Origin of the sequence: Dactylosporangium sucinum (assembly GCF_014647515.1) — a bacterium.
Classification (GTDB): Bacteria; Actinomycetota; Actinomycetes; order Mycobacteriales; family Micromonosporaceae; genus Dactylosporangium; species Dactylosporangium sucinum.
This window is the reverse complement of record NZ_BMPI01000132.1, coordinates 1-11,687: the sequence shown is the minus strand read 5'-3', so window position 1 is coordinate 11,687 and position 11,687 is coordinate 1. Positions and strand designations below refer to the sequence as shown.

General features: G+C 71.2%; 13 protein-coding genes, 1 pseudogene and 1 riboswitch. Of the genes and pseudogenes, 4 read left to right on the top strand and 10 right to left on the bottom strand.

All coding sequences use genetic code 11. The annotated features are described in order from the left end of the window. The first annotated feature begins 257 nt into the window (after positions 1-257). Positions 258-671: a membrane protein insertion efficiency factor YidD gene (gene yidD, locus IEZ31_RS54680; RefSeq protein WP_229837299.1), complete on the top strand. Its 414-nt coding sequence runs from the start codon at positions 258-260 to the stop codon at positions 669-671. Positions 672-702: 31 nt separating this feature from the next. Here yidD and IEZ31_RS54675 read toward each other — a convergent pair whose 3' ends face one another. The 10 genes from IEZ31_RS54675 to IEZ31_RS54630 all read right to left on the bottom strand — a co-directional run bounded on the left by IEZ31_RS54675 (position 703) and on the right by IEZ31_RS54630 (position 8,912). Continuing rightward, positions 703-1,455, bottom strand: coding sequence for an ABC transporter ATP-binding protein (locus IEZ31_RS54675; RefSeq protein WP_190258097.1), 753 nt, complete (start codon positions 1,453-1,455; stop codon positions 703-705). Next, entirely contained in the window at positions 1,455-2,309 is an 855-nt protein-coding gene (locus IEZ31_RS54670; protein ID WP_190258096.1) for an ABC transporter permease, read from the bottom strand. The genes IEZ31_RS54675 and IEZ31_RS54670 overlap by 1 nt, the downstream gene beginning before the upstream one ends. Then, on the bottom strand, positions 2,306-3,292 hold the full coding sequence (locus IEZ31_RS54665) for an ABC transporter substrate-binding protein (RefSeq protein ID WP_190258095.1): 987 nt from the start codon (positions 3,290-3,292) through the stop codon (positions 2,306-2,308). Before IEZ31_RS54665 ends, IEZ31_RS54670 begins: the two co-directional genes overlap by 4 nt. Then, positions 3,289-4,407: an agmatinase family protein gene (locus tag IEZ31_RS54660; RefSeq protein WP_229837297.1), complete on the bottom strand. Its 1,119-nt coding sequence runs from the start codon at positions 4,405-4,407 to the stop codon at positions 3,289-3,291. Before IEZ31_RS54660 ends, IEZ31_RS54665 begins: the two co-directional genes overlap by 4 nt. A gap of 55 nt (positions 4,408-4,462) precedes the next feature. Continuing rightward, positions 4,463-4,566, bottom strand: a riboswitch (guanidine-I (ykkC/yxkD leader). 54 nt (positions 4,567-4,620) lie between these two features. After that, complete coding sequence (locus tag IEZ31_RS54655) at positions 4,621-5,289, bottom strand: urease accessory protein UreD (protein ID WP_190258094.1); 669 nt, start codon at positions 5,287-5,289, stop codon at positions 4,621-4,623. Further along, entirely contained in the window at positions 5,286-5,951 is a 666-nt protein-coding gene (gene ureG / locus IEZ31_RS54650; protein ID WP_308429549.1) for an urease accessory protein UreG, read from the bottom strand. The genes IEZ31_RS54655 and ureG overlap by 4 nt, the downstream gene beginning before the upstream one ends. Beyond that, the gene (locus tag IEZ31_RS54645) at positions 5,941-6,600 is read right to left on the bottom strand and encodes an urease accessory protein UreF (RefSeq protein WP_190258093.1); all 660 of its coding nucleotides are present in this window, start codon (positions 6,598-6,600) and stop codon (positions 5,941-5,943) included. Before IEZ31_RS54645 ends, ureG begins: the two co-directional genes overlap by 11 nt. A gap of 1 nt (position 6,601) precedes the next feature. Then, complete coding sequence (locus tag IEZ31_RS54640; RefSeq protein WP_190258092.1) at positions 6,602-8,311, bottom strand: urease subunit alpha; 1,710 nt, start codon at positions 8,309-8,311, stop codon at positions 6,602-6,604. Continuing rightward, complete coding sequence (locus IEZ31_RS54635; protein WP_190258091.1) at positions 8,308-8,613, bottom strand: urease subunit beta; 306 nt, start codon at positions 8,611-8,613, stop codon at positions 8,308-8,310. The genes IEZ31_RS54640 and IEZ31_RS54635 overlap by 4 nt, the downstream gene beginning before the upstream one ends. Next, on the bottom strand, positions 8,610-8,912 hold the full coding sequence (locus tag IEZ31_RS54630) for an urease subunit gamma (protein WP_190258090.1): 303 nt from the start codon (positions 8,910-8,912) through the stop codon (positions 8,610-8,612). The genes IEZ31_RS54635 and IEZ31_RS54630 overlap by 4 nt, the downstream gene beginning before the upstream one ends. 318 nt (positions 8,913-9,230) lie before the next feature. On the opposite strand from IEZ31_RS54630, the gene IEZ31_RS54625 reads away from it, so the two are divergent. From IEZ31_RS54625 to IEZ31_RS54615, 3 genes and pseudogenes are all read left to right on the top strand, one after another. Beyond that, positions 9,231-10,166 carry an AAA family ATPase gene (locus IEZ31_RS54625; protein WP_190258089.1) on the top strand — a complete coding sequence of 312 codons (936 nt, stop codon included), beginning with the start codon at positions 9,231-9,233 and terminating at the stop codon, positions 10,164-10,166. Between the two features lie 65 nt (positions 10,167-10,231). After that, positions 10,232-10,504 (top strand): YiaA/YiaB family inner membrane protein, encoded by a 273-nt coding sequence (locus IEZ31_RS54620; RefSeq protein WP_229837295.1) that lies wholly within the window; start codon positions 10,232-10,234, stop codon positions 10,502-10,504. A gap of 701 nt (positions 10,505-11,205) precedes the next feature. After that, positions 11,206-11,687: pseudogene (locus tag IEZ31_RS54615) on the top strand (hypothetical protein); the annotation flags it as partial.

The following is an 11,687-nucleotide window of genomic DNA, read 5'->3' as shown; positions in this document are numbered from 1 at the left end:
GCGGTTCTGTGGGGGGTTCCCACTGCACACCCCCCACGCGCCGCTGGGCGACGCACTCTGGTTCCACGGGCTTCGCCTGCGGGTCGTGGGGGTTCCGCAAGCCGACGCACCCGGTTGTTCGACTTCGTTCGGGTGTCCGGGACTGTCCGGACATTCCCGGCCACCCGAACGAAGTCGAACATCCGGGTGCGTCGCCGTTTGTCCACCTTCCGACCTCGCCTTGATCACCCGCCGGACACGCGCACACAATGCGGCGCATGGGTCTGGGCGATCTCCTCGCGATGCGGCGCCACCGCCGCCAGCAGCGCCATCACAACAAGAAGCGCAAGCGGGACGGGTGCGACTGCGGCGACTTCGACTTCTGTGACTGCGACTGCAGCCCGTTCATGCTGGGCTCGCTGCTGAGCCTGATGGCGATCGCCGCGCCGACCCGGCCGCCCCGCGCGACGGCGAGCGGCCCCGGCCGGGCCGGCATGGCGGCGATCCGGGGCTACCAGCGCTGGCTCTCCCCGCACCTGCCCACGCGGTGCCGGCAGACCCCGTCGTGCAGCGCATACGGGATGCAGGCGGTGCAGCGGTACGGACTGGTCGAGGGCTCCCGGCTGACCGCGGCGCGCATCAGGCGCTGCAACCCGTCCACCCCCCGCGGCACCCACGACCCCGTGCCCTAGGCCCGCTCCGGCCCCAGTCGTGAAACAGGGCCTAAGTCCTGGCGCGGTGGAAGGCGCGGACGAGGTCCTCGACCTGCGCGCGCAGGGCGAGGAACGACGGCTCCCGCTTGACCGTCAGGTCGCGGTCGGCGGGCAGGTCGACCGCCACGTCGGCGGCGACCCGGCCGGGATCGCTGGCCAGGACGACCACGCGCTGCCCGAGGTACACCGCCTCCTCCACGTCGTGCGTCACCATGAGCACCGTCGTCCCCGTGTCCCGCCAGACCTGGCGCAGGAAGACCTGCATGTCCTCCTTCGTCTGGACGTCGAGCGCCCCGAAGGGCTCGTCGAGCAGCAGTACCGCCGGCTCGCACGCCAGCGCCCGGGCGATCGCGACCCGCTGGCGCTGGCCGCCGGACAGCTGCTTCGGCAGCGCGCGGCGGAGCGGTTCGAGGCCGGTCTCGGCGAGGTACCAGTCGACGCGCGCCGTGCGCTCCGCGCGGCTCAGGCCGAGCAGCTCCAGCCCGAACGCGATGTTCCGCTCGACGGTCCGCCAGGGGTACACGGCCCCGGACTGGCAGACCAGGCCGCGCTCCGGGCCGGGGCCGGTGACCGGCGTGCCGGCCAGCGACACCGTGCCCGACGACGGCGCGACCAGGCCGGCGACGATCGACAGTAGCGTCGACTTGCCGGAGCCGCTCGCGCCGACGACGCAGACGAACTGGCCGGCCTCGACGCCGAGCGAGACGTTCTCGAGTGCCGTCCTGGATCCGAAGGTACGGCCGACGCCGTCGAGCATCAGCATCAGGCCCACCGTCCGATCCGGTTCCGCGCGAGGCGCAGCAGGACGTCGGTGAGGACGCCGATCACCGCGATGACCACCAGGATCGCGAAGATCTTGTCGGTCTGGGTGAACCGCTGCGCGAGCAGGATGCGCTTGCCCAGGCCGGTCTCGCTGTTGACGAGCTCGGCCACTACGACGAGGTTCCACGCGGCGGCGAAGTTGACCCGCACCGCGTCGATGACGCCGGGCAACGCGTGCGGGACGATGACCTTCGCGAGCACCTCCCGCCGGCGCGCGCCGAGCGTGTAGGCGACGTCCAGGAAGTCACGGGGCACCAGGCGTACCACGTCCGCCACCATCAGCATGTTGAAGAACACGGTGCCGAGGAAGATGAGTGCCACCTTCGGCGGTTCGCCGATGCCCAGCCAGATCAGCAGCAGCGGGGTGAACGCCGCCGCCGGCAGGTATCGCAGCAGTCCGCTCAACGGCTCCAGCACCGCGTTGGCGGCGGTGAAGCTGCCCATCGCGATGCCGAGCGGCACCGACACGAGCACGGCCAGCCCGAATCCGGAGAGGATCCGCTCGACCGTGGCCCACGTGTCGGTCCACAGCTGCCCGCTCGCCGCCAGGTCCAGCCCCGCGCTCCACACCTCCTGCGGCGTCGGCAGGAACCGCGGGTCGACCGCGCCGGAGGCGCCGAGCAGCAGCCACGCGGCCAGCGGCACCAGCACCGACAGCGTGGCGAGCACGGCCCGGGTGGCGGCCGGCAGCGGCGCGCGGATCGCGAGCGCCGCCCGCGGCGGCCCGACCGGCCGCCGGCGGGGCAACGGCCGCCAGGACGCCCGGGTGGACGGCTTGGCGGCGGTGACGGTCACGGCACGGCCTTCACGAACTTGGGCTCGAAGAGCCCGTCGAGCGGGGGCTTGGCGTCGACGAGCTTCGTGCTCACGAGGAACTCGGCGATCTTGTTCGCCTGGAAGTCGAGGTGCTTCGCGTCGGCGCCGGCCGCGAAGGCCTCCAGGTTCTGCTCCTTGGTGAAGATGGTCGTGCCGGCGTCGTAGGTCAGGTAGTCCGCGTCGGAGACGCCGCCCTTCTTCGCCATGATGCTCACCGCCTCGGTCTTGTTCGCGGCGATCCAGGCCAGCGTGTCGAACCAGGTCTGCACGACCGCCTGGACCTGGTCGGGGTGGTCCTGCACGAACTGCGACTGGAACGACAGCGTGTCGGGGATCGCGCCCGGGAAGTCCTTCGACGTGGCGATGGCCGTGCTGCCGGAGCGGCCGAGCGCGGTCGTCGTGAACGGCGCGAAGACGCCGACCGCGTCGACCTGGCCGGCTACGAACGCGGCCGCGGCGGCGTCGGTCAGCAGCGGCGTGAACGTCACGTCCTTCTCAGTGAGCCCGGCCTTCTCCAGGGCGAGCAGCAGCAGGTAGTGGTCGACGGTGCCCTGCTCGGCGGCGACCTTCTTGCCCTTGAGACCGGCGACGGAGGTGATGCCGGGGCCGGCGATGATCTGGTCGTTGCCGGTGGAGTTGTCGTTGACGAGGACGATTGTCTGCTTCGAGCCGCCGGACACCGACGACAGGGTGTCGTTGAGCGTCTGGCTGTTGCAGGTCAGGTTCCCGGTCGCCAGGGCGTTGAGGCTGTCGGTGTAGCTGTCGAAGTACTTCAGCTCCACCGTGACGTTGTTCTTGGCGAACAGCCCCTTCTCCTGGGCCACCTGCCAGGGGAACCAGCCGGGCCAGGCGGAGAAGCCGAGGGTGACGGTGCCGGGGGTGGCCGCGTCCGAGGTGTCCGAACCGCAGGCCGCCAGCAGTGCCGCGCCCGCGGCACCCAGCAGGAGCGAACGACGCTTCATGAGGTCCTCCGGGGAAGGTGCCCGGCGCGCACCAGGCAGCCGAGGGTGTCGCAGATGACGCGGGTCGCGATGAGCGACGTGATCTCCGCGTTGTCGTACGGCGGGGAGCACTCCACGACCTCGATGCCGGCCAGGGGCTTCTCCGCGATGAGCTGGATGAACTTGAGCACCTCGCGGGGCAGGAAGCCGCCCGGCTCGGGCCAGCCGGTGCCCGGCACGAACGCCGCGTCGAGGCAGTCGACGTCGAACGACAGCCAGACCGCGTCGGCGCCGTCCCAGGCCACCTCGAGCGCCCGCTCCGCGGCGGCCTCGATGCCCATCTCCACGCAGTCGGTGACGGTCATGATGGTGGTACCGCGCTCGCGCCCGACCTTCACGCCGGGCCGGGGCGCCTGCCAGCCGCCGATGCCGATCTGCACCAGGTTCTTCGGCGGGACGTTCGGGATGTCCGTGGCGTGGAACCACGGCGTGGTGTGCATCCGCTCGTCGAGGTCCGTCTCCTGGGTGTCGACGTGCCGGTCGAAGTGGATGATGCCGAGGTTGCCCTGCAGGTGCTGGGCGACGCCGCGCACGGTGGGGTAGCCGATCGAGTGGTCCCCGCCGAGCACGACCGGGAAGGCCCCGGACTCGTACACGTGGGCGACCGCCTTGGAGATCTGGTCGAACGTCTTCTCGATGTTCGCCGGGATCGTGAAGATGTCGCCCAGGTCGGCGATCGTGATGGACTCGCGCAGGTCGACGCCGAGCTCGAAGCTGTACGGGCCGTAGAGCGCGGAGATCTTCCGGATGCCCTGCGGGCCGAAGCGGGTGCCGGAGCGGTACGTCGTGCCGCCGTCGAACGGCGCGCCGAGCACGGCGACGTCGTACTCGCCGCAGCGGCGGACGTCTTCGAGGTACGGCGCCTTGAGGAAGGTGTTGATGCCGGCGAAGTGCGGCAGCTCGCCGCGGGAGAACGTCGGGATGCGCTTGTCGACGATGGAGTCGGCCCCGGGCAGGCCCAGCTCCAGCCCCCGCGCCACCTCCTCCTCCCACTTGGTGGTCGGCAGCTCGGCCTCGCGCTCGACGGCGTAGCGGGCCTCCGGCCCGTAGTTCCCATGGTGGTGGAACAGACCCACAGACAGTCCCTTCCGGGTTGGCTGTCCGGCCGCGGAGCAGCCGGAAGCGTCGGCTGTCTCCCGGGCTTTTGTCCCGCCGTGGAACGCCCCGGTGCGCGGGGCGCCTGCACCTCTCGGACCAGTCCGTCGCATCGACGCGGAACCCTAGGCGCGCCTCACCATCGGTGAGTCGATGCGAGTAGACGCCCGCGCCGTTACTGCGGCTTTGCCCGCCTATTGCGGCGCTGTAACCAGGAGGCCGGTGATCGCCCGGGTCGCCGTGAGGTCCTGACCGAGGACCGTGACCAGCGTGCCGCCGGCGGCGAGCGGCATGATCTCCGGCAGCTTGTGATCGACGGTCCTCGTGGTCAGCAGGCTCGCGTAGACCCGGTGCTGGAGCACGGCCGGGTTGTCTTCGAGGCTGACGTCGCTGCGGTGGAACGGACGGCCGTCGCGGCGGACCGTGGTGCTCAACCTCGCCTCGCCGCCCGGCTCCCCGTGCCGGCCGCGGACCACCTCCTCACGCCAGACGAGCGTGGCGTCCCCGGAGAGGTCCACCGTGGACTCGGTCAGGTGCCGGCAGCGGGCGGTGGCGACCAGCGGGTCGGGCAGCCACAGCAGGGTGCCCGCCACGCTGGCATTGATCGACAACCGCGACCATTCGTTGCCGCGGCCGGGCAGCGCGATGCTCGCCGCCACCGTGCGGACCACCAGCAGCGCGCCCGGGCCGACCTCGATCTCGATGCTCAGCTCGTCGCCGCCGAGCGGGCCGGCCGCGCCGCCGACGAAGTGCACCTCGTTCGGGCCGGTGCGGCGCGGCAGCAGCGGCGGCTCGCCCTTGAGCACGGTCAGCGCGGTCCGTGGCCCGTCGGCCTGCGCCACGACCCGGGCCGCGGCCCTCACCGCACCAGGCTTCGGATCCAGTCCTGCACCGGTGCGGCCGTCCGGTCCTCCACCAGCGACAGGAACACGGTCGGCAGGTCGCCCCGGCGGGCGGCCGCGTCGCGCGCCATCACCCCGAGGTCGGCGCCGACCAGCGGGGCGAGGTCGGTCTTGTTGATGACCAGCAGGTCGGCGCTGGTCACGCCCGGGCCGCCCTTGCGCGGGACCTTGTCGCCGCCGGCCACGTCGACCACGAAGATCTGCTGGTCGATCAGGCCCTTGCTGAACGTGGCGGTCAGGTTGTCGCCGCCGCTCTCGACCAGGATCACGTCGAGCGGGCCGAGGCTCTCCTCCAGTTCCTCGATCGCGTCGAGGTTGGCCGAGATGTCGTCGCGGATCGCGGTGTGCGGGCAGCAGCCGGTCTCGACGGCGCGGATCCGCTCGGCCGGCAGCACGCCGTTGCGCAGCAGGAAGTCGGCGTCCTCGGTCGTGTAGATGTCGTTGGTGACGACCGCGATGCGCAGGTCTTCGGACAGGCTCCGGCACAGCGCGGCGACCAGGGCGGTCTTGCCCGAGCCGACCGGGCCGCCGATGCCGATGCGCAGCGCGCGCTCGCCGTTGTGCAGCGGCGCGTGCGGGTCGTCGTGCGGATGTGGATGCGTGTGCTCGTGTTCAGCTGGCAAAGAGCCTTACCTCCCATGCGGCGTGGTCCTCGGCGGAGATGTCGAGCAGCGGCGCCGATGCCGCCGGCAGGTCCGCCGCGGGCCCACGGGTGAACGCCGCGGCCTCCCGGGCCACCTCGTCGCACTCGTTCCCGAGCGCGGCGAGCAGCCCGTGCACGCGGTACGGGTCGAGTCCCAGCAGGCGGACCGCCGCGCTCGCCGGGCCGGAGATCGAGTGGTACGCGCTGATCAGCGCCGCCTCGCCGGGGGTCACGTCGGCGGCGTCGGCCACCACCCCGAGCGCGATCGGCTGCGAGACCTTGGTGCGGGCCGCCCGGGCGACGTGCTCCCCCGGCCAGACGACCTGCGCCGCACGGATCAGCGACCGGCCCTGCCGCCGGGCGGCGAGCCGCTGGGCCGGCGACGGTGTCCGCGCGTCGAGCTCCGCCTCGAGTTCGTCCATCGTGGACGGTCGCGCGCAGGCGGCGGCCGCGAACGCCGCGCCCACCAGCCCGGCGGTGCGCAGCCGCCCGCGCAGAAACGCCTCCAGGTCGGTTTCGTTGTGCACGCGTCGCTGGTGGACCGCCGCCTCAAGGCCGCCGGAGTGGGCGTGGCCACCGGACGGGAACCGGCCGTCGGCCAGGATCAGCAGCTGGGTGAACGCGCGCATCTCAGAACAGGAAATACCGCTGCGCCATCGGCAGCTCGGTGACCGGATCCGGCTCGACCACCTCGCCGTCGATCCGGACCGTGAACGTGTCCGGCTCGACCTCGATCCTCGGCAGCGTGTCGTTGCGGGGCAGGTCGGCCTTGCCCCGGCCGCGGGTGTCGGCGACGGCGGCCAGCGTCCGGCGGACGCCGAGCCGGTCGGCCAGCCCGTCGTCGAGCGCCGCCCGGGCCACGAACGCGAGGCTCGTCGCGGGGGCCGCGGCACCGTACGCGCCGAACATCGGGCGGGACAGCACCGGCTGCGGCGTCGGGATCGACGCGTTGGCGTCGCCCATGGCGCCCCAGGCGATCGCGCCGCCCTTGATGACGACGTGCGGGCGGACCCCGAAGAACGCCGGGTCCCACAGCACCAGGTCGGCCAGCTTGCCGACGGCCACCGAGCCGACCTCGTGGTCGATGCCGCTCGCGACGGCCGGGCAGATGGTGTACTTCGCGACGTACCGCTTGGCCCGCTCGTTGTCGGCCGGCCCGTCGCCGGGCAGGGCACCGCGTCGCCGCTTCATGACGTGCGCGGTCTGCCAGGTGCGCAGCACCACCTCCCCGACGCGGCCCATCGCCTGCGAGTCGGAGCCGATGATGGAGATCGCGCCCAGGTCGTGCAGCAGGTCCTCGGCCGCCATCGTCGAGGGCCGGATCCGGCTCTCGGCGAACGCCAGGTCCTCCGGGACGCTGGGGTTCAGGTGGTGGCACACGATGAGCATGTCGAGATGCTCGCTGAGGGTGTTTCTCGTGTACGGGCGAGTCGGGTTCGTCGACGACGGCAGGACGTTCGGGTGCGACGCGACCGTGATGATGTCGGGCGCGTGGCCGCCGCCGGCGCCCTCGGTGTGGTACGCGTGAATCGAACGCCCGGCGATCGCGCGCAGGGTCTCCTCGACGAAGCCGGCCTCGTTGAGCGTGTCGGTGTGGATGTTCACCTGCACGCCGGACGCGTCGGCGACCCGCAGGCAGGCGTCGATCGCGGCCGGGGTGGTGCCCCAGTCCTCGTGCAGCTTGAAGCCGCCGGCACCGCCGCGCAGCTGCTCCCACATCGCCTCCTCGGAGACGGTGTTGCCCTTGCCGAGCAGCAGCACGTTGACCGGCCACGGGTCGAGCGCCTCGAACATCCGGGCCAGGTGCCACGCCCCCGGCGTGACGGTCGTGGCCTTGCTGCCCTCGGCCGGCCCGGTGCCGCCGCCGACGATGGTGGTGATGCCGGAGGCGAGCGCCTCCTCCAGGATGAGCGGCGCGATGAGGTGCACGTGGCAGTCGATGGCGCCGGCGGTGAGGATCCGGCCGTTGCCGGCGATCACCTCGGTCGACGGCCCGATCACCAGCGCCGGGTCCACCCCGTCCATGGTGTCGGGGTTGCCGGCCCGGCCGATGCCGACGATCCGGCCGTCGCGGATGCCGACGTCGGCCTTCACGATGCCCCAGTGGTCGAGCACGACGGCGCCGGTGATGACGGTGTCGGGGGTGCCCTCGGCGCGGGTCGCCCGCGACTGCCCCATCGACTCGCGGATCACCTTGCCGCCGCCGAAGACCGCCTCGTCGCCGCCCACGCAGTGGTCGTGCTCGACCTGGATGAACAGGTCGGTGTCGGCCAGCCGCACGCGGTCCCCGGTCGTGGGGCCGTAGAGGTTCGCGTACCGGCGGCGGTCGAGCTCGGTCACAGCGCTCCTCCAGCCTTGCCCCGCAGTCCGGGCATCACCCGGTTGCCGCCGAGCGGCACCAGCACGACCTCCCGGGCCACGCCGGGCTCGAACCGCACGGACGTCCCGGCCGGCACGGCGAGCCGATGCCCCCAGGCCCGTTCCCGGTCGAAGTCGAGCGCGTCGTTGGCCTCGGCGAAGTGGTAGTGCGACCCGACCTGCACGGGCCGGTCGCCGGTGTTGTCGACGCTGAGCCGCAGCTCTGCCTTTCCGGCGTTGATGACCACGGGCCCGTCGCCGGGCACGATCTCGCCGGGGATCACGGGATCGGGTGGTGGACGGTCACCAGCTTGGTGCCGTCCGGGAAGGTGGCTTCCACCTGCACCTCCACGAGCATCTCGGGCACCCCTTCCAGCACGTCGTCGCGGCCGAGCACATGCCGGCCGGCCTCCATGAGGTCGACCACGGTCCGTCCGTCGCGCGCCCCTTCGAGCAGGAAGGCGGTGATGATGGCGACGGCCTCGGGATAGTTGAGCTTGAGCCCGCGGTCCTTGCGCCGCTGCGCCACGTCGGCGGCGACGTGGATCAACAGGCGCTCCTGCTCGTGGCGGCTCAGGAACAACGAGGTCCTCCCGTCGGGACGGTGGTGGCCGGGATGTTGTCACCTTGATGTTTCGCCCCGATTACACCGCGTCCGCCGCTCGGCCGCCGCCGTTCGCGCTCCGCAGCGCTCACCCTCCGCGCCCCGGGTCCGACCACCCAGGTGAGCAAACAGGGCGAATTCCGCAATCAGCGGCGACGGACCGGGTGTGCGGCGGGGTGCCCGTGCGGGGGAATGAAACGGAAAGGCGTGCAACCAGCGCGTGTTAGGCTCCAGCCCTGGACTGGCCCGGTGGGCTGTAGCTCATGGTCAGGGCCCCATCACCTAGAGAGTTGCGGCATGAGCAATCACCGGTCCGTGGTCATCAACGGCGACCTGGGCAGCGGGAAGAGCACCGTTTCCGTGGCGCTCGCCGGCCGGTTGGGCCTGCGGCGGATCAGCGTCGGCGACATGTATCGGGAGATGGCCCAGCGCCGCGGGATGACCGCGCTGCAGCTCAACCTGCACGCCGAGCTCGACGACGCGATCGACAGCGCCGTCGACCAGTTGCAGTCCGACATCGCGAAGTCCGGCGAGCAGCTCATCGTCGACAGCCGCCTCGCGTGGTTCTTCTTCCACGAGGCGTTCAAGGTGCACCTCGTCACCGAGCCCGGCGAGGCCGCCCGCCGCGTGCTGGCCCGCCCGCACAGCGAGGTCGAGAACTACTCCTCCCTCGACGAGGCGAAGACCAACCTGCGCAGCCGCAGCGAGAGCGAGCGGATGCGGTTCCTCACCCGATACGGGGCGGACAAGTTCCGGCTGCGCAACTACGACCTGGTGTGCGACAGCACCCGGGCCCGGCCGGAGGAGATCGTCGACCTGGTGCAGGCGGCCTTCGAGGGGCGGCTCGGCGCCGACATCCTCCGCGAGCAGCCGCCGCTGCTGCTGCTCGACCCCATGCGGGTGTATCCCACACGCGAGCTCGACTTCCCGGCCCCGACCGACGACGTCACCGTCCCCGAGGCGATGGAGCCGCTGACCGTCGGCCACTCCGGCCCGGACTACTACATCATCGACGGCCACCGCCGCCTGAGCGCGGCCGTGCAGGCCGGGCTCCGGCTGGTGCCGGCCAGCCTGCTCGCCGAGGGCGAGGAGCCCGTGACCAACCGGCTCAGCGCCAACGACTACTTCCGCGTCCACGTGACCGCCGACATCGTCGACTCGTGGGAGCGGCTGCACAAGATCGAGCTGCCGGTGCCGGCGCACAACCCACCCGAGGTCCACGTCGGGCACTGATTGAGTAGGGCTACTCAGGCGGCCGGGGAGCCGGCCGCCCGAGACTGGTGCGCATGACGACTTCCGTGCCGCCGAAGACCACCGCCGCATTCTTCATGCAGTCCGCGCTCTCGTTCGCGGCCGCCCTCACCGGCGTTGCCGCCGGCATCGCATATCTGCCCGTCAACGGGTGGATGCGTGCCTTTCTCGCCGTCGGGGTGCTCTACACCGTCACGTCGGCCTTCACGCTCGCCAAATGCATCCGTGACCGGCAGGAAACCGAGTCGGTGGTGCAACGCGTCGACCAGGCCCGGCTCGACCGCATTCTCACCGAACACGACCCGTTCCGCGCGCAATAGCCATTCCTCGGCGCAATGGCGATACGCCGCGACCCGGATTCCGCACCGGCAAAGGAACGTCCTACCACCCTCGGCGGCCGCCCGCCGCTCGATAGCGCCCCGCTCAGCACGGCCAGCGAATTATCTCGTACCACACAAATCACCCCTGCCCACTGTGCCCGATTTTCCCGCATACTCGGGACAATCCGGTCATAGCGACCGTGCATGCGATCGACGGTCTGCTACATCACACCCGGCACTACTAGGCCAAACAACGACGTCGCTGTAGGGTTCACGGCATCGCGAAGCTGGCGAAGATCGCCAAATGCGCATCGAAGTTGCAGGCGTGATCTGGGCCACTCGATGGCCGCGCCGATATGCCCGATCCGACGGGTTCGTGGGGCTTTCCAGTCGTGCGGTTTCTTAGGCCGGACTTAAGAATGCTAAAGGTAGCCCTTCCGGCACGCCCCAGGGTTTCACTCACCCGCCGAACCATGGCATGCTTCGGACCGGCAAAGGTTACGCAAGGTTGCGAGCGACGCACAAAAACCGATCATGGCGGCCCATATCTGGGCATTGCCGAGGACAATTCGGTGGCGTTTCCCGCGGACATACGAAGTCGAAGGAGCGGAACACCAACCGACTCTCACGCCGAAAAGCTCCGACTGGCCCCAATGGCCGTCGACTGACGGATGTCGACTGACCGGGAGGATTCCCAAAGCATGAACCCGCACGGCGCACCGCATGACGCACCGCACAACGCCTCGCACGGCGAGCACAACCTGCTCCACCAGCCGACGTTCGCCGGCCGCAGCCCGCTGCGCCGCGCCGGCGTCGGTGTGATGGCCGTGGCACTGCTGGCCGGCGGCCTCGCCGCCTGCAAGAACCCGCCGCAGACCGGCGCGCAGCCCCGCCCGTCGGTCAGTGGCGCGCCGTCGCAGTCGGCCGGCCCGATCGCCTCGACGTCCCCGATCGCGTCGACGTCCCCGTCGGCCTCGGCGTCGGCTTCACCGAGCAAGACCAGCAGCACGACGAAGCCGCCCACGGGTGGCGGCGGCGTGCCGCCCACCTACACGGTCGCGGGCTTCCCGGCCGAGAACAACACGGGCTACCCGAAGGGTCTGCCGGGTGACACGCGCAAGAAGGTGACGCTCACGCCGTACACCGGCCCGATGACCATCACGGTCGCCGGCACGGTCATCGA